Annotated in this window: 22 protein-coding genes; 5 read left to right on the forward strand and 17 right to left on the reverse strand. The window is 64.1% G+C overall.

What is annotated here, in order from left to right; translation table 11 throughout:
• Window positions 1-50 precede the first annotated feature (50 nt).
• The 16 genes from ACQ4WP_RS00250 to gpmA form a co-directional block, all read right to left on the reverse strand.
• Complete coding sequence (locus ACQ4WP_RS00250; protein ID WP_436518121.1) at window positions 51-608, reverse strand: type II secretion system protein N; 558 nt, start codon at window positions 606-608, stop codon at window positions 51-53.
• Window positions 609-624: 16 nt separating this feature from the next.
• Window positions 625-1,845, reverse strand: a complete 1,221-nt coding sequence (gene gspF / locus ACQ4WP_RS00255) for a type II secretion system inner membrane protein GspF (protein WP_436518122.1) — start codon at window positions 1,843-1,845, stop codon at window positions 625-627.
• Between the two features lie 10 nt (window positions 1,846-1,855).
• On the reverse strand, window positions 1,856-3,277 hold the full coding sequence (gene gspE / locus ACQ4WP_RS00260; protein WP_436518123.1) for a type II secretion system ATPase GspE: 1,422 nt from the start codon (window positions 3,275-3,277) through the stop codon (window positions 1,856-1,858).
• 10 nt (window positions 3,278-3,287) lie between these two features.
• Window positions 3,288-5,531, reverse strand: coding sequence for a type II secretion system secretin GspD (gene gspD / locus ACQ4WP_RS00265; protein WP_436518124.1), 2,244 nt, complete (start codon window positions 5,529-5,531; stop codon window positions 3,288-3,290).
• Window positions 5,528-6,304 carry a type II secretion system protein N gene (locus ACQ4WP_RS00270; RefSeq protein WP_436518125.1) on the reverse strand — a complete coding sequence of 259 codons (777 nt, stop codon included), beginning with the start codon at window positions 6,302-6,304 and terminating at the stop codon, window positions 5,528-5,530. Before ACQ4WP_RS00270 ends, gspD begins: the two co-directional genes overlap by 4 nt.
• Complete coding sequence (locus ACQ4WP_RS00275; protein ID WP_436518126.1) at window positions 6,301-6,834, reverse strand: type II secretion system protein M; 534 nt, start codon at window positions 6,832-6,834, stop codon at window positions 6,301-6,303. The genes ACQ4WP_RS00270 and ACQ4WP_RS00275 overlap by 4 nt, the downstream gene beginning before the upstream one ends.
• Window positions 6,831-8,060 (reverse strand): type II secretion system protein GspL, encoded by a 1,230-nt coding sequence (gspL, locus tag ACQ4WP_RS00280; protein ID WP_436518127.1) that lies wholly within the window; start codon window positions 8,058-8,060, stop codon window positions 6,831-6,833. The genes ACQ4WP_RS00275 and gspL overlap by 4 nt, the downstream gene beginning before the upstream one ends.
• A gap of 19 nt (window positions 8,061-8,079) precedes the next feature.
• On the reverse strand, window positions 8,080-9,054 hold the full coding sequence (gene gspK / locus ACQ4WP_RS00285; protein WP_436518128.1) for a type II secretion system minor pseudopilin GspK: 975 nt from the start codon (window positions 9,052-9,054) through the stop codon (window positions 8,080-8,082).
• Complete coding sequence (locus ACQ4WP_RS00290; RefSeq protein WP_436518129.1) at window positions 9,051-9,674, reverse strand: type II secretion system protein GspJ; 624 nt, start codon at window positions 9,672-9,674, stop codon at window positions 9,051-9,053. The genes gspK and ACQ4WP_RS00290 overlap by 4 nt, the downstream gene beginning before the upstream one ends.
• Window positions 9,674-10,057, reverse strand: a complete 384-nt coding sequence (gene gspI / locus ACQ4WP_RS00295; protein ID WP_436518130.1) for a type II secretion system minor pseudopilin GspI — start codon at window positions 10,055-10,057, stop codon at window positions 9,674-9,676. Before gspI ends, ACQ4WP_RS00290 begins: the two co-directional genes overlap by 1 nt.
• Window positions 10,054-10,539: a type II secretion system minor pseudopilin GspH gene (gene gspH, locus ACQ4WP_RS00300; RefSeq protein ID WP_436518131.1), complete on the reverse strand. Its 486-nt coding sequence runs from the start codon at window positions 10,537-10,539 to the stop codon at window positions 10,054-10,056. The genes gspI and gspH overlap by 4 nt, the downstream gene beginning before the upstream one ends.
• A gap of 12 nt (window positions 10,540-10,551) precedes the next feature.
• Window positions 10,552-11,004: a type II secretion system major pseudopilin GspG gene (gene gspG / locus ACQ4WP_RS00305; RefSeq protein ID WP_102123085.1), complete on the reverse strand. Its 453-nt coding sequence runs from the start codon at window positions 11,002-11,004 to the stop codon at window positions 10,552-10,554.
• 93 nt (window positions 11,005-11,097) lie between these two features.
• Entirely contained in the window at window positions 11,098-11,859 is a 762-nt protein-coding gene (locus ACQ4WP_RS00310) for a HesA/MoeB/ThiF family protein (protein WP_436518132.1), read from the reverse strand.
• An 8-nt stretch (window positions 11,860-11,867) separates the two neighbouring features.
• The gene (locus ACQ4WP_RS00315; protein ID WP_436518133.1) at window positions 11,868-13,361 is read right to left on the reverse strand and encodes a S41 family peptidase; all 1,494 of its coding nucleotides are present in this window, start codon (window positions 13,359-13,361) and stop codon (window positions 11,868-11,870) included.
• 47 nt (window positions 13,362-13,408) lie between these two features.
• Entirely contained in the window at window positions 13,409-14,869 is a 1,461-nt protein-coding gene (locus tag ACQ4WP_RS00320; protein WP_436518397.1) for a murein hydrolase activator EnvC family protein, read from the reverse strand.
• A gap of 76 nt (window positions 14,870-14,945) precedes the next feature.
• Window positions 14,946-15,692, reverse strand: a complete 747-nt coding sequence (gene gpmA, locus ACQ4WP_RS00325) for a 2,3-diphosphoglycerate-dependent phosphoglycerate mutase (protein WP_101483505.1) — start codon at window positions 15,690-15,692, stop codon at window positions 14,946-14,948.
• A 106-nt stretch (window positions 15,693-15,798) separates the two neighbouring features.
• Between gpmA and ACQ4WP_RS00330 the strand changes: the two genes are divergently transcribed.
• The 5 genes from ACQ4WP_RS00330 (at window position 15,799) to ACQ4WP_RS00350 (ending at window position 18,915) form a co-directional block, all read left to right on the forward strand.
• A complete protein-coding gene (locus ACQ4WP_RS00330; protein ID WP_436518134.1) occupies window positions 15,799-16,215 on the forward strand; it encodes a rhodanese-like domain-containing protein in 417 nt (138 codons plus the stop codon).
• 25 nt (window positions 16,216-16,240) lie between these two features.
• Window positions 16,241-16,507, forward strand: a complete 267-nt coding sequence (gene grxC / locus ACQ4WP_RS00335) for a glutaredoxin 3 (protein ID WP_422727220.1) — start codon at window positions 16,241-16,243, stop codon at window positions 16,505-16,507.
• A gap of 160 nt (window positions 16,508-16,667) precedes the next feature.
• Complete coding sequence (secB, locus tag ACQ4WP_RS00340; RefSeq protein ID WP_010394167.1) at window positions 16,668-17,141, forward strand: protein-export chaperone SecB; 474 nt, start codon at window positions 16,668-16,670, stop codon at window positions 17,139-17,141.
• Between the two features lie 182 nt (window positions 17,142-17,323).
• Window positions 17,324-17,785 (forward strand): SH3 domain-containing protein, encoded by a 462-nt coding sequence (locus tag ACQ4WP_RS00345; RefSeq protein WP_436518135.1) that lies wholly within the window; start codon window positions 17,324-17,326, stop codon window positions 17,783-17,785.
• 77 nt (window positions 17,786-17,862) lie between these two features.
• Window positions 17,863-18,915 (forward strand): NAD(P)H-dependent glycerol-3-phosphate dehydrogenase, encoded by a 1,053-nt coding sequence (locus ACQ4WP_RS00350; RefSeq protein ID WP_436518136.1) that lies wholly within the window; start codon window positions 17,863-17,865, stop codon window positions 18,913-18,915.
• A gap of 17 nt (window positions 18,916-18,932) precedes the next feature.
• Here ACQ4WP_RS00350 and ACQ4WP_RS00355 read toward each other — a convergent pair whose 3' ends face one another.
• Window positions 18,933-19,277, reverse strand: coding sequence for a cupin domain-containing protein (locus tag ACQ4WP_RS00355; RefSeq protein ID WP_436518137.1), 345 nt, complete (start codon window positions 19,275-19,277; stop codon window positions 18,933-18,935).

Genomic DNA, 19,277 nt, shown 5'->3' on the forward strand with positions numbered 1-19,277 from the left:
CTGTAGCGATGGCGGCATGGCGCCATCGGCAAAATACGATAAGAACAGCGTTAATTCGACGGCGGCGTGCTGGTGGTCACCTGCGGCGGCGCCGGCATCATGGTCGCCTGACGCTGCTGCTCCATCGGCAGCGGCGGCGGCACCAGATTCGTGACGGGCGCAGGGGTCGGTGCCGGGGTGGCAGACACTTGCGCCGGCAAGGCCAGCGCCTTGTCGTCGGCCACCAGATCGATGCGCTTGCTCACGCCGCCATCGCGCAGCAGCACATGGCGCGCATGCACTTCCAGCACCGTCACGCCCGGCACCACCTCGGCGCCTTCCGGCAGGGCCACGGACGGCTTGCCGTCGGTCGAGATGATGGCCACGCTGCCGCGGCCATTGCTGGCGGCCACCACGCCCTTGAGCTGGTAGTTGCTGGCCGTGGCCACGCTGACCTGGCCGCCGAACAGCGAGGCGCCCGCCTCCACGCTGGCATCCTGCACCACCGGCACGGCGGGTGGATTGATGGGGCGTTGCGGTGCCTTGAACAGCTGCATGGCCCAGTAGGCCAGCGACACGGACAGCGCCACGACGGCGAGCAAACTTGTAAATTGAGGCAAACGCTTCATGGCTTCCTTGAGTCTCTTATTTGACCAGCTGATTGATTTCGATAATCGGCATCAGCACGGCCAGCACGATCAGCAGCACCACCACGCCCATGGCCAGGATCAGGGCCGGCTCCAGCAAGCCGGCAATGGTCAGGGTGCGGCGTTCCAGGTCCTGCTCCTGCGCGCTGGCGGCGCGTTCCAGCATGGCCGGCAGCTCGCCCGTGATTTCGCCGGCGCGTATCATGTGGATCAGCATGGGCGGAAAATGCTTTTGCGCCGACAGCGCGCGCGCCAGGCTGACGCCCTCGCGCACGGCGCCGCTGGCTTCTTCCACCAGTTCCTGCATCGCCACATTGGTCAGCGTATCGCGGCTGGTGTCGAGCGCGCGCAAGATCGGCACGCCGGAGCCCGTGGTGATGGCCAGGGTGCTGGCAAAACGCGCCGTGTTCAAGCTGCGCTCGAACTTGCCGTACAAGGGTGCCGTCAGCAGCCAGGTATGCCAGCGCCGTTTCAAGGCCGGCTGCTGCAGGGCGCGGCGCCAGGCGAACCAGGCGCCAATCAGGACGATGCCCACCACGATGCCGTAGTGGCGCACGAAGTCCGACAGCGCCAGCATGATCACCGTCAGCATGGGCAACTTCTGCTTGGTATTGGCGAACACGGAAACGATCTGCGGCACCACGTAGGTGAGCAGGAAAATCACGATGGAAAACGCCACCACCGTGACGATGGCCGGATAGGTAAACGCCAGCTTGACCTTCTGCACCAGCGCATTGCGCCGCTCGATGTAATCGGCCAGGCGCGACAGCACGCGCGACAAATGGCCGATCTGCTCGCCCGACGCCACCAGCGCCCGATAAATTTCCGCGAAATCGCGCGGATGGCGCGCCAGCACGTCGGAAAACGCGGCGCCACCGATCACTTCGGAGCGGATCGAGGCGATCAGGTCGCGCAAATACGGCCGCTCGGCCTGTTCCAGCAGGGCGGAAAACGCCTGTTCCAGCGGCAGGCCCGCTTCCAGCAAACTGGCCAGCTGGCGCGTAAACAGGGCCAGCTCGGTGCTCGACAAGCGCTCGCCGAAGCCGCGCCGCTTGGTGACGCCGGCGGCGTCGACCTGCGCGGAAATCGGCTCGACGGCCAGCGGCACCAGGCCTTGCACGCGCAGCTCGGCGCGCGCGGCACGGGGACTGTCGGCATTGAGCACGCCCTTGCGGGTGGCGCCCAGGGCATCGACGGCTTCATAACGGAATGCGGGCATGGTGGCGGGCCTAGTCTTTGGTCACGCGCAGCAATTCAGCCTGCGTGGTGGTGCCGTCGCGCAGCCAGCGTTCGCCGTCGTCGCGCATGCTCGTCATGCCGTCCTGCAGGGCGACGGCGCGCACGTCCGCTTCCGAAGCGCGGTTGTGGATCTGCGCGCGGATCTGCTCCGTCGTGCGCAGCAGCTCGTACACGCCCACGCGGCCCTGGTAGCCCGTCTGGCCGCAATGCTCGCAGCCGACCGCCTGCCAGTATTGCCCGTCGAAAGTCTTGCAGGAGCCGCACAATTTGCGCACCAGGCGCTGCGCCAGCACGCCCAGCAACGACGACGACAGCAGGAACGGTTCGATGCCCATGTCGAGCAGGCGCGTGACGGCCGCCGACGCATCGTTGGTATGCAGGGTCGCCAGCACCAGATGGCCCGTCAGCGAAGCCTGCACGGCGATCTGCGCCGTTTCCAGGTCACGGATCTCGCCGATCATGATCACATCGGGATCTTGCCGCAAAATCGCCCGCAACGCCTTGGCAAATGTCATGTCGATGCGCGGATTGACTTGCGTCTGGCCCACGCCGGCCAGGTCGTACTCGATCGGGTCTTCCACCGTCAGGATGTTCGTGGTGGTGGCATTGAGCATCGACAGCGCCGCGTACAGGGTGGTGGTCTTGCCCGAGCCGGTGGGCCCCGTGACGAGCACGATGCCGTGCGGCTGCGTGATCAAGCCATCGAACTGCTTCAGCATGGGTGCGCTCATGCCCAGGTGCTGCAGGTCGAGGCGGCCCGCTTCCTTGTCCAGCAAGCGCAATACGGCCCGTTCGCCATGCCCGGTGGGCAGGGTCGAGACGCGCACGTCGACGGGTTTGCCGCCCACGCGCAGGGTGATGCGGCCGTCCTGCGGCAAACGTTTTTCCGCGATGTCGAGCTGCGCCATGATCTTGATGCGCGAAATCAGCGAACCGTGGATGGCCTTGCGGGGACGTACCACGTCGCGCAGGCTGCCGTCGATGCGAAAGCGCACGACGGACGTCTGCTCGAACGGCTCGATGTGGATGTCGGAAGCGCCTTCGCGCAGCGCCTGCGTGAGCAGTGCGTTGATCATGCGGATGACGGGCGCGTCGTCGGACGATTCGAGCAAATCCTCGATGGCCGGCACGTCCTGCAGCAGCTTGGTCAAGTCCAGGTCGGCGTCGAATTCATCGGCCATCTGCGACGCGTCGCCGCCGCCGCCCGCGTAGGCGCCGGCGATGGCCGCATCGAGTTCGCCGCGCGGCAAGACCGTCAACTGGATCTGGCCGAAACGGCGCGACACTTCGGCAATGGCCGCCGGCGCGGTCGATGCGGCCACCAGCACGTCGACGGGGGCGCCATCGACTGCGCCGGGCCGGGCCAGCAAGCCGAAATCGCGCGCGTAGGCGTAGGGAAGCAGATTACTCATGGCTGTCCCATCACTTCTGCTGCTGTGACTGCGGCTGCTGCTGGTATTGCTGCAGCAGGGGCTGCGGTGGCATGGCCGCATTGGCCGGCGCGCCTGGCGGCGGCGTCGGTGCCGGCGGCACGGGGCGCGTCACCATGTTGCCGCCCACCGGCTGGCCATCCTGCAGGGCCGGCAGCACAGGCGTGCCCAGGTCTTTCAGCATCAGATTGCCCGTGGCCGGCACGGCGGCCGTCTCGGCCGAGCGCATGTAGTCGTAGCGGTCGGCCGCCAGGCTGCCGCTCTGCTCCTTGTTACGCACGATAACGGGGCGCAGGAAGATCATCAGGTTGGTTTTCTTGCGCTCACGCGTCTGGTACTTGAACAGGTTGCCGATCAGGGGGATATCGCCCAGGCCGCGCACTTTCTCCGCATTGTCGCCCGTGCTGTCCTCGATCAAGCCACCGAGCACGATGATCTGGCCATCGTCGGCCAACACATTGTTTTCGATCACGCGGTTGTTGATGGTGATGCCGCTGACGGCCGTCGACGTGGATTTGTCCACGCTCGACGTCTCGTGATAGATGCCCAGCTTGATGGTGCCGCCTTCGGAAATCTGCGGGCGCACCTTCAGGGTCAGGCCCACTTCCTTGCGGTCGATGGTCTGGAACGGATTGGTATTGGTGCCGGCCGTGCTGGTGTACTGGCCCGTCAGGATAGGCACGTTCTGGCCCACCTTGATGGTCGCCAGTTCATTGTCCAGGGTGATCAGGTTCGGCGTCGACAGGATGTTCGCGTTGCCGTCCGATTCCAGCGCGTGCGCCACGGCGCCCAGGCCCAGCGCGCCGTTGATCTGCTTGAAGATGCCCAGGCTCAGGCCGCCCGTCGGCAATACCTTGCCCTTGCCCATGGCGATGGCGCCGATATTGTTGCTGGTGCCGGAAGCGAACGACTGCAGCGCCCCCACGCGGTAGTTGCTGCCGCTGTCGCCGGAAAGACCCAGCCACTGCACGCCGAACTCGGACGCCTTGGCCGACGTCACTTCGACGATCAGCGCCTCGATGTAGACCTGGGCGCGGCGCACATCGAGCTGGTCGATCACGGCGCGCAGGTTGCGGTAGACAGCTTCGTTGCAGGTCAAAATCAGGGTATTCGTCGACGCATCGGCCTGGATGAAACCGGCCGCGCCGCCCGACGACAGCTGCTGCGGCCCGTTATTCAGCGAAGCGCCGCCCGTGCCGCCGCTTTGCGTATTGCCTCCCAGGCCTGTGCTGTTCATGCCGCTGTTGTTCTGGCTGATCTGGTTATTCGTGCCCTGGTTGCTGGTGCCCTGCTGCGCCGAAGCGGCCGTGCCGTCCGACGTCACTACCGAGCGCAGGGTCTGCGCCAGCTTGGTGGCGTCCGCGTTCTTCAGGTACACCACGTGCACATTACCCAACTGCGTGGTGGGCTGGTCCAGCTTCGAGATGAGCGACTTGGCCAGGTTGGCGCGCGCCGCCGACGGTGCGCGCAGCACCAGCGAATTGGTGCGCGGGTCGGCCAGCACGGAGACCTTGCCCGCGTCGGCCCCCGCGCCCGCGCCGGCATTCCCGCCTTCCATCAGTTTATTCACCATCGAGGCCAGGTCGGAAGCGATCGCATAGCGCACGGGGATCACGTCCAGGTCCGTCGAGGCGGGCACGTCGAGCGCGGCGATGATCTTCGCCAGGCGCTTGAGGTTATCCGCGTAATCGGTGATCACCAGCGAATTGTTGCCCGGATTGGCGTTGATCGTGTTGTTCGGCGAAATCAGGGGGCGCAGCACGGCCAGCAGGTTGGCCGACGATTCGTAGTTCAAATAAAACACCTGGGTGGCGATCTGGTCGCCCTTCACCTGGCTGGCGCCGTTGCCCACCTGGGTCGGCACGGATTGCAGCTTGGCGTCCGCTTCCGGCACCACTTTCGCGTAACCGTCGCCGGAAACCACCGCATAGCCCTGCAGGCGCAAGGCCGATGCCAGCAGCCCGAAGGCCTGTGTCTTGCTGATGGATTTTTCCGACACCAGCGTGATCGTGCCCTTGACGCGCGGGTCGATGACGAAATTGATGTTGGTGTAATGGCCCACCGCCTTGATCACCGATTCGATGTCGGCGCCGACGAAATTGAGCGCCGCTTCATCGCCGGGCGCGGCCCAGACGGGTGCCGGCATGCTGGCCACGGAACAGCACAGCAAGGCGGCGGCCGACAGGCGGCGCAGCGAGAAGGTGGATTTATTTGGGCTCACGGATGGTTTTTTCATTGTCTGAACTCTAAGGCGATGATGTTTTTTTCGCTATTGCTACGGCGCTGTCCCAGCAAATTCAACAAACTCGCCAAGGTCTCTTCATATCCTGCTGCGGCCTGGGCCTGGCCGGAAAACTGCATGCGCCCCTGTTGCAGGCTGCCGCTGCCGTCGAGCAGCAGCGGTCCCTTGATGGAACGCAAGGTCAACGTCGCCTGCTGCCCCTGCCAATCGAAATCAAGCTCGTAGCTGCCCAGCGGACGCAGCGACGACAGGCGCGACGCCATGTCCGTCATCTGCAAGGTGGTGCGGCCGACGGCGGAAAACTGCCGCTGCGCCAAAGCCAGTTCCAGCGTGCTCCACGACAATCGCATGCTGCCCGTCGGCGCCACGGTATTTAATGGTGCACCCAAGCCGCCCAGGCCATCGGCCGGCAGCAGCAGGGCCGCCGGGCTGACCTGCCAGTGCGACCAGGAGCCGCGCAGGTTCACCGGCTGCGACAGCGCCTGCGCATTCTGCAATTCCACGTCCGCCGATCCCCACAACACCGAGGGCGAAATGCGCCAGCTGAATCGCCCCGGCAGCAGGGGCGTCACGGCGCCATTCGCGCTGGCCGCCCCGCCGATAAAGGCCGAGCCGCGCCACAGGGTACCTTGCGCGTCGCCCAAGGTCAAACGTCCGCCCGTCTGCTTTTCCACGATGCCCGCGACCCAGCCGGCCGGGAAAAACACCAGCAGGGTGATGCAGACGCTGACGATGATGGCCAGCAGCCAGCCAAGCAAGCGCATCATCGCGTCGCGCCCGGGCTCTGGTGCAGGGTCAGGCTGGCATCGACCAGCCCCGCCTTGCCCTGCGCCGTAATTTTCGCTTCCTGCACCGCCACGCGGCCTTCGCGGCGCAAGCCGTCCAGCCACAGCATGACGCTGGCAAACGGCACGCCGTTCAGCTGCACGCGCGCGTATTCCCCCGTCAGCGACAACGATTGCGGCGCCAGGCCGCGCGCTTTCAAGGAGGCATCGATGCTTTCACGGCTCATGGGAGCGACCTGCACGGGCGCCTGGCGTGCCAGTTCCCCCGCTTCGCGCGCCAGCGCCTGCAACTGGGCCGCGTTCTGGCGCAGCTCGGGCAAGCTCTTTTGCAAGGCGATGCGGCCCGACCAGGCCGGCTCGAAAAACACCGCGTAGACGAGGGCAAAGCCCGCCACCACGCCGCCGATGGCCAGCAGCTTGCGCTCCTGCTGCGTGCGCTCCGCCCAGAACGTTTGCAGGTTCTGCTCCTGCCCCGTCAGGGCGGCGCGGATCTTGTTTACGGCTGTACTCATGCTTTTGCTCCCGTGGCCGGCGTGATCTTCCACACGCCGGGCGCCGTTTCATTCAGGGCCAGCTTACGCGCGGCCAGGCCGTCGCGCACCTGCGCCTGGGCGCTGGCGTCGACCATGTCCGGCTTCAGCTTGACGATCAGGCTGCGCTCGCGGTATTCCAGTGACGCCACCACGCCGCGCCCGGCCAGGCCGCCCAGCGCCTCGCCCAGCGCCGCGCTCATGCTGGTGAAGTCATCCATGCTGGCTTGCCCGCTTTGCAGGCGGGCAGCAGCGATATTGCGCCGCATCTGCTCCGCTTCCAGCCCATACACGGGCGCTTCGTTCGGATACGCGGCCTTGAAGGTTTGCTGCATCGAGGTGCGCACGGTGGCTGCCTCGCGCTTCAAGCGCATCCATTCGATATTCATGCCGGCCAGGTTGACGATCACGGCCAGCAGCGCCAGGCGCAGCGGCCAGCGCCAGCGGCGCCATTCGGTGGCCGATCCCGTGGCCGTGCCCAGCGCGGGGGCCAGGTCCAGTCCCGCATTTTTTGCACCGGCGATCCAGTGCGCCCAGTGATCCGGCTCCAGCGTCACGCCTTCCATGCCGGCGGCCAATTGTTGATATTGCGCAAGCTCGGCCTGCGCCACGTACACCGTCAGCGGCACGTCGCCGGCAAACGCGCGCGTCGTCAGCAGCGCCTGCTGCGGCTGGGACGGCAACACCAGGCCCAAGCCCTCTTGCGGCGCCTGGCGCAAGGCCAGTTCCAGGCCGTCGCCGGCCGCCTGCAAGGAGGCCGTCACGCTGCCCGGCTGCAAGGGCAGGCACAGCTGCGACGGCAGCAGCGCCACTTTGCGCGCACTCTGCGCCAGCAAGGCCTTGACCAGTACCTCGGCCCAGGCGCGCTGCGCCACGGCGACCGTGCGCATGCCGGCAGCATCGGGCGCGCCGGCGGCCAGCAGGCAATCCTGAGTGTCACCGAGGATATGTTCTTCCACCAGGCCAGGCAAAGCCGCGCGCAGACGGGCGCCGGCCAGCGGCGGGGTTTTCAGGCGCAGCAGCGTCACGTCAGCCGCCGCCAGCAGCAATACCACCTGCTTCGCGCCGGTAATCAGCTGACCCAGGCTGCCCAGCGGCGCGCTGCCCTGCTGCAACAGGGCACCGCCGTCGCCGGCCAGCACGAAGGAGCAGGCAGGCGCGCTGTCGGTGGACGCCTTGGCCGGGTGACGGATATACAATATTGTCAAAATGACTCGCTTTCAGCTGTTAATTTTCCCGCAACCAGACCAGGCTGGTGGTGCGCTGCGGATCCGTTTTTCGATTGACGAGCGCCACGGCATCGAGGGCGGCACGGTCCAGCCGAACGCGGATGACGGTCAGGAAGTACTGACTTTTCACATCAATCTCCACACCGTCGATCGGCATCTTGCCGTTGATATTATTCTGGAAATCTGTTCTATCGACAAACTTTTTACGCGGATTGCTCAAGGTCAGCGCACTGGCCTCGGACACCGACATGTCCGTGATGGCCGACAGCACCTCGGCCGACGCCGTATTCACGTTCACCGCGGTCGGTTTCGGCAGCACGATGATGAAGTCGCGCAGCTTCTCGATGGCTTGCGGCGTATAGCCTGGCACGGCCAGCAAATCCTCGACCTGGGTGAACGCCACCGGTTCGCTGCTGCCTCCCGTGGCGGCGGGGGCAGCGGGCGTCTTGCCATCGGTGCCGCTGTCGGGGGCACGCGGTTTCGGCCGCGCGCGCAGCACGGCATCGGCCGTGGCCTGCGCCAGGGAACTATCGAGCTGCAAGTTGGCCAGCAAGCGCCGGTACGCCTCCACGTAGGGTGGGTTGACGACGCCCGTGGTGGCCAGGTTGGTAATATTAAACCGCGCCTGCGCATCGAGTGCGCGGCCCGAGACGGTGGCATCGAATTTTTCCGTGTCGACCTTTTCGCGGTCGACGTAATCGTCGAGCCGCGCTTCCTCGATGGGCGTGGCCCACACGCCGTCCAGCGCCGTCTGCGTGGGGTTGTCCTGGCGCAACCAGAAACGGGCGAAGTCGACCATGCCGCGCATGGCCCACTGCGTCTGCAGGCGCAGACGCTGGTTTTCCATCGAGCGCACCTGCACCTGTTGCTGCCAGAACAGGCTGGCGACGACCGTGATGGCCAGCGCCGTCAGCAGCAAGGCCGTGATGACGGCCACGCCGCGCTGGCGCGCGGGGAGCGAAAAGCGCTTCATCCCGGCCCCAATAAAAAGACTTTGGACAGGCCCGCGTCCTGGCCCGGCATTTGCAGCGTCACTTCCAGGCCGGGCACTTGCGGGGAGATGGTGGCGCCGGCCGTCAGCACGTTCCAGGCGCCATTGCTCCAGCCGCGCATGACCATGCTGTCAACGCCGCGCATCAGGGCCACGTCGGCGTTGGAGGTATCGGTATCGTCGCGCGCCGCCTGCCACAGGGTGTCGAGCACGGCCAGGTCGCGCGTGCCATTCGACTCGCGCCGCGTCAGCACGCCGCCGCGCAGGCGGTAAGTGACCACTTGCAACTGCTGCGGCTCCTGTTCCGAGGCAGCCAGGCGCACCAGGGTCAGGCGGTCATTTTCCGCCGACAGGTTGATGCGGCCATTCAGCAGGGTATTGCCCTGGCCGGCACCGGCCAGGTGGTCGCAATCGCTCTGCATCTGGGCAAACGCCAGTTGCATGCCGCGCGCCTGCTCCAGCTGGCTGGTCAGCACTTCGCGCGAACGCATGATGCTGTCCAGGCCGCGCCAGCCCAGCACGGCGACCATGGCCAGGATGCCGATCGCCACGAGCAGCTCGATCAAGGTGAAACCGGCGGCGGCGTGATTGCGGCGCGCCATCAGTCGTTGAACGCCAGCAAGACCAGGCGCACGATGCGCCGGGCCGGGTATTGCACGTCATACACGTTGACGCGCACTTGCCGGATGCGGGGATTCGGCGTGGCCACCACTTCCTCCTCGCAAATCAGTTTTAAATCGCCTTGCGGGCAGTCGACCGTGCGCTTGCCCGTCTGCGGGAAAGTCTTCGCCAGGCGCAAGCGCACCAGGTGGTTTTCCGCCGACCAGGTGGCCATCATGGCGCTGCGCAAGCCGTCGCTGTTTTGCGTCAGGCTGCCCACGGCGCGCAGCGAGGCGCCCAGGGCCGTGCCGACGATGACCAGGGCTACCAATACTTCGAGCAAAGTGAAGCCGCGCTGGCGGCGTTGTCGGGAGAGGCCCATCATTGTTCGACCGTGAAATGGCCGATGCCGTCGGCGCGGATGGCCACGCTGCGCTCGCCGCTGGCCAGGGTCAGCACGAAAGGCTTGTCGACCGGTTCGCGGCCGAAGATGATGCGCAGCGGCTGGGCCACGCTGTTCGACGGCTGCACGCTGAGCAGCATGGGGGTATTCGCAAACGCGCGCTCGCGCAGCAAATCGTCCTGCGTCACGGGTTGCCACAGCTTTTCATTGAGGACCAGGAAACGGTATTGATTTTCGTCAGCTTCGAACGCCACCTGCCGGCTGCGCACGATGGCTTCATCGCGCGCCAGTTGCAGCAGCAGCGCGATGCGCTCGGCTTCCTTTTGCAGGGCTTGCTGGCCATTCGGCATGGCGTTCAGCGACACCAGGCCCAGGGTGACGCCGATAATGACCATCACCACCAGCAATTCGATCAGCGTGAAGCCGCGCTGGCGCAGCTGGCGACCGGTGGTCATGGCAGGCATGCAATGGAAAACTTACAGTTCCCAGGAGCCGATATCGGCATCGTCGCCGCTACCGCCAGGCTGGCCGTCGGCGCCCAGCGAGATCAGGTCGACTTCACCTTTCACGCCCGGCGACAGGAACTGATACGGATTGCCCCATGGGTCCTTCGGCATCTTTTCCAGGTAGCCGCCCGCCTTCCAGCCATTCGCGGCCGGTCCCGTGGTCGGTTTCTCGATCAGCGCCTGCAAGCCCTGCTCGGTGGTCGGGTAACGCTGGTTATCCAGGCGATACAGTTTCAAGGCTTGCATCACGGTGGCGATGTCGACTTTCGCCGCCGCCACTTTCGACTCGCCCGTGCGGGCGATCAGCTTGGGCACCACCAGCGAAGCGAGGATGCCCATGATCACCACCACGACCATGATTTCGATCAAGGTGAAGCCGCGCGCGCGGCGCTGGCGGGTCGGATGGTTTGCTGCGTTTTGCATAAGAAAGAGAGAAGAAGGTGAGTAATGAGTGCAGAGTATAAAGCGGAAATATGACAAAGCCTGTCATATGGGGAAAAATTTGTGCGGGGGCTGTCAGGCCGGCAAGACCACTACACCGCAAACGGCGCAGCCGGGGTCGCGCGCGACCTGCATGCTGCTCCATTCCATGTGCAAGCCGTCGAGCAACAGCAGGCGCCCGGCCAGCGATTGCCCCACGCCCATCACCAGTTTCAGCGCCTCGGCCGCCTGCATGGCGCCCACCACGCCCACCAGCGGCGCGAACACGCCCATGCTCGAGCACGCCTCGTCCGTGAACTGCTGCTCCTGCGGAAACAGGCAGGAATAACATGGCTGCGTGCCCGTGCGCGGGTCGAACACGCTCACTTGCCCATCGAAACGGATCACGGCGCCCGACACCAGCGGCACCCTGGCTGCCACGCAGGCGCGGTTGACCGCATGGCGCGTGGCGAAGTTGTCGGTGCAGTCGAGCACCACCGTGGCCGACAAGACCAGTTCAGCCAGGCGCGCACCGTCGAGGCGCTCTTGCAAGGCAACGATATCAATCTCGGGATTGATATCGGTCAAGGTTTCGCGCGCCGACAGCACTTTCGGCTGGCCCACGCGGGCCGTCGTGTGGGCGATCTGGCGCTGCAGATTGGTCAGGTCGACTGTATCGTCATCGACCAGGGTCAGCTTGCCGACACCGCTGGCGGCCAAATACATGGCGGCCGGCGAGCCGAGCCCGCCCGCGCCGATCACCAGCACATGCGCATCGAGCAAGGCTTGCTGGCCTTCGATGCCGATCTCGTCTAACAGGATATGGCGCGAATAGCGCAGCAGCTGATGGTCGTTCATGGCGGCGACTACGGTTTTTGCACAGGGATTTTCTTGTCGTCCGCCTTGATATCGGAAGCAATTTCCGGCTTGGCGCTGATCTTTTCGCCCTTGGCGTCGACCTTGGCCAGCTGCACCGGCAAGCCCTGGAAGTGGTTCAAGGCTTGCTGCAGCTGGAAGTCATCCTTGGCGCCGTATTCGAGCGGCTTGCGCTTTTTCGCCGTGGCGATCAGGCGCTGCTCTTCTTCCAGCTGTTCCTGCATGGTATCCATGGTCGGCTTGGCCGCTTCCGGCTTGCCATCGTTGCTGCTCAAGTGTTTTTCCAGGTCCGCCTCGCGCACGCGCAGACTGTTCCAGCCATCGCCTTCGGCCGTTTCATCGACCAGCAAGTCGGGCACGATGCCGCGCGCCTGGATGGCCCGGCCTTTCGGCGTGTAGTAGCGGGCCGTGGTCAGCTTGACGGCCGTGTCGGCCGTGATCTGGCGCAAGGTTTGCACGGAACCCTTGCCGAACGTCTGAGTACCGATGACGGTGGCGCGCTGGTAATCCTGCAAGGCGCCGGCGACGATTTCCGACGCGGACGCGGAACCGGCATTGACCAGCACCACCAGCGGCACGGTTTTCAGCGCGGCCGGCAGCTTGGCCAGCGGGTCGGCCTTGGCGCCCGGTGGCGCATAGAATTCGCGGCGGCCATAAAACACCTGTTTCGACTCCGGCAACTGGCCCTTGGTCGAGACGATCACGGAGTTACCCGGAAGGAATGCTGTCGCCACGCCGATGGCGCCCGGCACCACGCCACCGGGATCGTTGCGCAAGTCCAGCACCAGGCCCTTCAGCTTGGGGTCTTGCGCATACAGCGCGTTGATCTTTTTGACCATGTCATCGACGGTCGGTTCCTGAAACTGGGCGATGCGCAGCCAGGCATAGCCGGGCGCGACCATCTTGGCCTTCACGCTTTGCACGCGGATTTCCTCGCGCACGATGGGGAACACCAGCGGCTTGCTTTCGCCCTTGCGCGACATCGTCAGCACCAGCTTGGTGCCAGGCTGGCCGCGCATCTTCTTGATGACTTCCTCCAGCTGCAAGCCTTTCAGCGGGATGTTGTCGAGACGGGTGATCAGGTCGCCCGCCAGGATGCCCGCCTTGGCGGCAGGGCTGTCCTCGATGGGCGAGACGACTTTCACGTAGCCGTCTTCCATGCTCACTTCGATGCCGATGCCGACAAACTTGCCTTGCACGCTTTCGCGCATTTCCTTGAAAGCATTCTTGTCGAGGTAGACAGAATGCGGGTCCAGCGACGAAACCATGCCGGAAATGGCTTCCGTCAAGAGTTTCTTGTCTTCCACCTTCTCGACATAATCAGACTTGATCAGGCCGAAGACATCGGACAGCTGGCGCAGTTCGTCGAGCGGCAGCGGGGCATTCGTGATCTTCTGCGCCACGGCCGGGAACTGCAGCGACATGCCGATGCCGGCCAATACGCCCAGACCGATCAGGCCCATACTTTTGACTTTGATACCCATGTATTCTTCGCAATCTACAAATTCGCTGCCGCAGCAATGGTGGAAACTTAAAACTTCACCCAGGTGGCGGGGTCGAAGGCGCGGCCCTGATGGCGCAATTCAAAGTATAGCCCTGATTCCTCGTTGCCGCCGCTGTTGCCCGCGCTGGCAATGGCGTCGCCACCCTTGACGGCATCGCCCACCCGTTTCAGCAAGGACTGGTTATTGCCATAAATACTCATGTACTGGCCGCCATGGTCGACGATGATCAAATTGCCGAAACCGCGCAGCCAGTCGGAAAACACCACGCGGCCGCCGGCGATGGCGTGGATCTCGTTGCCTTCGCCCGTGCGGATGAACACGCCCTTCCAGCTGGGGCCGTCACCACGCTTGCTGCCGAAGCGGGCGGCGATCTTGCCCGCCACGGGCGCACGCAGCTGGCCTTTCAGGCTGGCAAAGGCGCCGGATGGCGCGGCCGGGCCCAGGCTTGGGCGTTCGGGCTCCGGTTCCTTCGGCTCGGACTTAGGCGCCACCTTGGCCACTTGCGGCGGCTCGTCGTCATCGATCGGTTCCAGTTTCACGGGCGGCGGTGGCGGCGTCTGCGGCTTGATCTTGCCCGATTTATTCTGTTGCTCTTTCGCAATGCGTTCGCGTTCGGCCTGCGCCTGGGCGGCCTTGGCGCGCGCGGCCAGCAAGCGTTCGCGTTTTTCCGCGGCGATCTTGGCGTCGGCGGCCGCTTTGGCGGCGGCGCGCTGCTCGGCCAGCAATTGCTGGCGTTTCTTTTCGGCCGCAGCGGCGGCGGCCTGCTCTTCGATCAGTTTCGCCAGCTTGTCGACCAGGTTGCCCATGCGCTGTTCGTCGCGCTCGACATTGCCCACTTCCTTGCGCTGCGCCACCAGGCGTTGCGACAAGCTCGTCAGCAAGGCGGCGCGGCGCGCCTTTTCCTGCACCAGCAAGGCCTTCTGGTCGCGCTCTTCCTGCGCGATTTCTTCCAGTTCATCCTTGGCGTTCTGCACGTCCGCCTGGTTTTTCTCCACCGCCAGCAAGTTGGCGCGCAAGGCTTCCAGCAGGCGCGCCTGCGCCTGCGACACATACGCCATCAGTTGCAAGTCGCGGTTGATGCGGTTCGGGTTATCACCCGACAAGAGCAGCTTGATGCGGTCTTCGTTGCCGGCGACATATTGTTCACGCAGCAATTTGGACAGCTGCGCTTTTTGTTTCTCGACGGTGGCCGTCAGCTGCTGGTGCTCTTGCCCCAGCGTATTGAGTTTCACGCCCGTCGCGCTTTGCTCCTGTGCCAAGTCGCGCAAGGCGCGGTTGGCGTTGGAAATGGCCTCTTCCGACTCGGCCAGGGTATCGGCCGCGTCATCCTTGGCGCTTTCCGTGCGGCTGATGTCGCGCTTGAGCGCCGTCAGCTTTTGTTGCAATCCAGCACGTTGTGCTTCCGCGGCCGCTTTCTGCTTGCTGCGTTCGGTGGGCTTGGCACCCTGTGCGGCGCCGCTCGACAACAGCAGCGCTGCGCACAGCATGGCGCCGGCGCGCCACGCCGGCAGGGGTCGTTCAGCAGAGGGGGCGATCGCTGTGCCGCGGAAGAAAGACAACAAGTTACTTGGCCTTCCCTTGGTTCGCCACGGCCGCTTGCGCTGCCGCAATCGCTGCCGGGTCGCCCAGGTAGTAATGACGAATCGGTTTCAGGTCGGCGTCCAGTTCATACACGAGCGGCTGGCCGTTTGGAATGTTCAAGCCGACGATGTCGCTGTCGCTGATGCCATCGAGCATCTTGATCAGCGCGCGCAGGCTGTTGCCGTGGGCCGAAATGATGATCTTCTTGCCAGCGCGGATGGCCGGGGCGATTTCTTCGTCCCAGGACGGCATCACGCGCGCCACGGTGTCTTTCAGGCATTCGGTCAGCGGAATCGACGCTTTCGGCAAGCCGGCGTAGCGCGGATCGTTGAACGAGGCGCGGTCGTCGTCAGCTTCCAGCGGCGGCGGCGGCGTGTCGTAGCTGCGGCGCCAGACCAGCACTTGCTCGTCGCCATACTTGGCGGCCGTCTCGCCCTTGTCCAGGCCTTGCAGGGCGCCATAGTGGCGCTCGTTCAAGCGCCAGTCGTTCTTGATTGGCAAATACATCATGTCCATCTCGTCGAGCGCCAGCCACAGGGTGCGAATGGCGCGCTTCAAGACCGAAGTGTAGGCCACGTCGAACGTAAAACCTTCCTGCTTGAGGATCTGGCCGGCGGCCTTGGCTTCGTTGACGCCCTTTTCCGTCAGATCGACGTCGGTCCAGCCGGTGAAGCGGTTATCGAGGTTCCAGGTGGACTCGCCGTGACGCATGAAAACGATTTTGTACATAGTTCTATCTTCTCAAGGGGTTCAAATCAAAAAAGCAAAACGTTAAAAGACCTCGTCCAGCTTCTATTTTATAATGCGCGGATTGACTTAAACCATTGGACCCTACGTGAAATTCATTATCGACCACATTTTTCTGTTTGCCATCGTCATTATTTCCGGCGGCGCCCTCCTCTGGCCACTGCTGTCGATGCGCGGCAAGCGCGCGACCGTGCTGGAAGTCACGCAACTGATCAACCGTGGCAAGAGCGTCATCGTCGACGTGCGCAGCGCCGAAGAATTCGCCACCGGCCACTTGCCTGACGCGAAAAACATGCCGCTGCCGGAACTGGCAAAACGCGTGGGCGAGCTGGAAAAATTCAAAACGCGCCCCATTGTAGTGGTTTGCCAGAAAGGTTCGCGTTCGGCAACGGCCGTCGGCCTGCTGACCAAAGCCGGCTTCGCGGAAGCCACCAGCCTGGAAGGCGGCCTCGACGAGTGGAAAAAGCAAGGTTTGCCATTGAAAACCTTGTCGCTGGCGAAATAAGCCGGCCTTAACTGAAGGAATCGACATGACCGTACCTGTAATTGTGTATAGCACCGCCGTGTGCCCGTATTGCGTGCGCGCCGAACGCCTGTTGGAAGCCAAGGGCGTGAGCGTGCAAAAAATCCGCGTCGACCTCGACCCGGAAGAGCGCATCAAGATGATGGAACGCACGGGCCGCCGCACAGTGCCACAGATCTATGTGGGCGATACCCACGTGGGCGGATTCGACGATTTGTATGCGCTCGATCAAGCCGGCAAGCTGGACCCCTTGTTAAACGGCACGGCAGCCTGATATAAAGCGGGTTCGAGAAATTGCTTGGTTTTTTGTCGTATTGTTTTGATACAATTGCCCTCGCACCTGATCTGGCCGCGCCTACCCGGCGCGGTTTACATACCGCAAGCACCATATTTGAACGGTGTGCCGTTCTTGTCCTTTACAAAGAAAGCGTTCCATGTCTGACGAAAATCTGCAACCAGTCTTCCAAATCCAACGCGTCTACCTGAAAGACATGTCGCTGGAACAACCAAATTCCCCAGCTATTTTCCTGGAACAAGAAGCACCAGCGATCGAAGTAGCTCTGGACGTGGGCGCTGCGCCTCTGGCCGACGGCATCTTCGAAGCCACCGTGACCATCACCGTGACCGCCAAGGTCGGCGATAAAGTCGCTTTCCTGGTTGAAGGCAAGCAAGCTGGTATCTTCGAAGCACGCAACATTCCTGCCGATCAACTCGATCCGCTGCTGGGAATCGGCTGCCCGAACATCATCTACCCTTACCTGCGCGCCAACATCGCCGACGTGATCACCCGTGCCGGCTTCCCGCCAGTGCACCTGGCCGAGATCAACTTCGAAGTGTTCTACCAACAACGTCTGCAAGCTATTGCTGACGCCGCTGCCGCAGCACCAGCAGCCAGCGAAACGCACTAAGAACATCTCACCAAACCTGCTGCGCGGCGCGCCTGGCAAGCCGTGATGCTCGCTGTGCTCTAGCACAGCTGCGCTTCTCGGCCACAATGCACTGCCGCTCGCGACGGTTTTGTGAGTGTTCTATACTGCAGGTAAGAAACGGCGGCCTGGCCGCCGTGTTTCGTTAAGGTTCAAAAAATATCATGTTGAAAAGTGCGCTCTTGAGCAAGTTCCGCTGGATGGCCGGCGCCGTGCTGCTGCTGGCCACCGCCGCCAGCCACGCCGTCGATTTCAAAACGGTGGGCGCAGCTCCCGTGATTCTGTATGACGCGCCGTCCGCCAAGGGCGGCAAGCTGTACGTGGCGCCACGCGGCATGCCGCTGGAAGTCGTGCTCAGCTACGGCGAATGGGTCAAGGTACGCGATGCCAGCGGCGAAATGGCCTGGACGGAAGCCAAAGGCCTGTCGGCCAAGCGCAACGTCGTGGCGCGCGCTGCGAACCTCAAGGTACGCGCCAGCCCCGACGACACCGCCTCGCCCCTCATCCTCGTCGACAAGGGCGTGCTGCTGGAAATGAGCGAGCAGCCCAGCTCCGGCTGGGTCAAGGTGCGCCACAAGGATGGCCAGAGCGGCTACGTCAAGACCAGCGAAGTGTGGGGCCTGTAAGCATCGTAAGCACCGCCAGATTCACCGGGGCAACGGCCAGCCGCGCCGTCCCCCTTCCCCTGCCAGACTGAGGTTGCATGCAAGTTTCCCCTGAAAACACTCCCGATACCACCGCATCCACCAAGGCTGCCCCGCGCCGCATTACCGTGCTGGGCGCCGGCGCCTGGGGCACGGCCGTAGCCATGGCCCTGGCCGGCCGCCACGACGTGCTGCTATGGGGCCGCAATGGCGACGCCATGGCCGCCATGGCCGTCAGCGGCGAAAACAGTTATTTGCCCGGTTTCACCCTGCCGCCGCAACTGCGCATAGTCGCCGATTTCGACGCCGCCGTCGCGCACGCCAGCGGCGAACACGGCCTCTTGATCGCCGCCTGCCCCGTGGCAGGCCTGCGGCCCCTGCTGTTGCAACTGAAAGACAAGGCCATCACCAACCTGGTGTGGCTATGTAAAGGGTTTGAAGGCGGCACGGGCCTGCTACCGCACCAGATCGTGCAGGAAGTGCTGGGCGACAATATCCCCGGCGGCGCCCTGTCCGGCCCTTCGTTCGCGCAGGAAGTGGCGCGCGGCTTGCCGTGTGCGCTGACCATCGCCTCGCATAGCGCGGCCTTGCGCAACGCCGTCGTCTCGGCCTTGCATGGCGGCACCATCCGCGTGTATGCGAGCGAAGACCTGGTGGGCGTAGAAGTGGGCGGCGCCGTCAAGAACGTGCTGGCGATCGCCACCGGCGTGGCCGACGGCCTGGGCCTGGGCTTGAACGCGCGCGCCGCACTGATCACGCGCGGCCTGGCGGAAATTACGCGCCTGGGCACGGCGCTGGGTGGCCAGACGGAAACGTTCATGGGCTTGACGGGCATGGGAGATTTGATACTCACCTGCACGGGCGACCTCTCGCGCAACCGCCGGGTCGGCCTGGGCCTGGCGCAAGGCAAGGCGCTGGAGACCATCGTGGCCGAACTCGGTCATGTGGCCGAAGGCGTGCCCTGCGCCAAGGCCGTGCGCGAACTGGCGTGCAGCATGGGTGTCGACATGCCGATCACCAACGCGGTGGCCGGCGTGCTGTTTGACGGCGATTTGCCGCACCTGATGGTGCAGCAACTGCTGTCGCGCGATCCACGCGACGAAGCCACCTGAGACAAAACTGGCCGGGCCTAGCGCCCCGCCTTGGCCATCAATATCGTCAGCAGCAACAAACTGTCTTCTCGGGCGGCCAGCGCATGCGCCTGGCCGCCGTGCAGATACAGCATCTGCCCCGGCCCCAGCACTTGCTCCTTGCCATGCGCGTCCACTGCCACCTGCCCTTGCAGGCACAGCAGGGTGATTTCGCCGAGCACATGATGCTCGGGCATGGTCTTGCCCTTGGGCATGCACATGCGGATCAATTCCAGCTCGTCCGTCTTGGCCAGCGCGATGGCGGAAAACTGCGACAGGTCGTCGCCGTCCCTGCGCTGTACCTCGATCACCTGCCCTGAACTTGCGTGCTCCAGTGCCATCAT

It is taken from the genome of Janthinobacterium lyxosi (assembly GCF_051380665.1).
Taxonomy (GTDB): Bacteria; Pseudomonadota; Gammaproteobacteria; order Burkholderiales; family Burkholderiaceae_D; genus Janthinobacterium.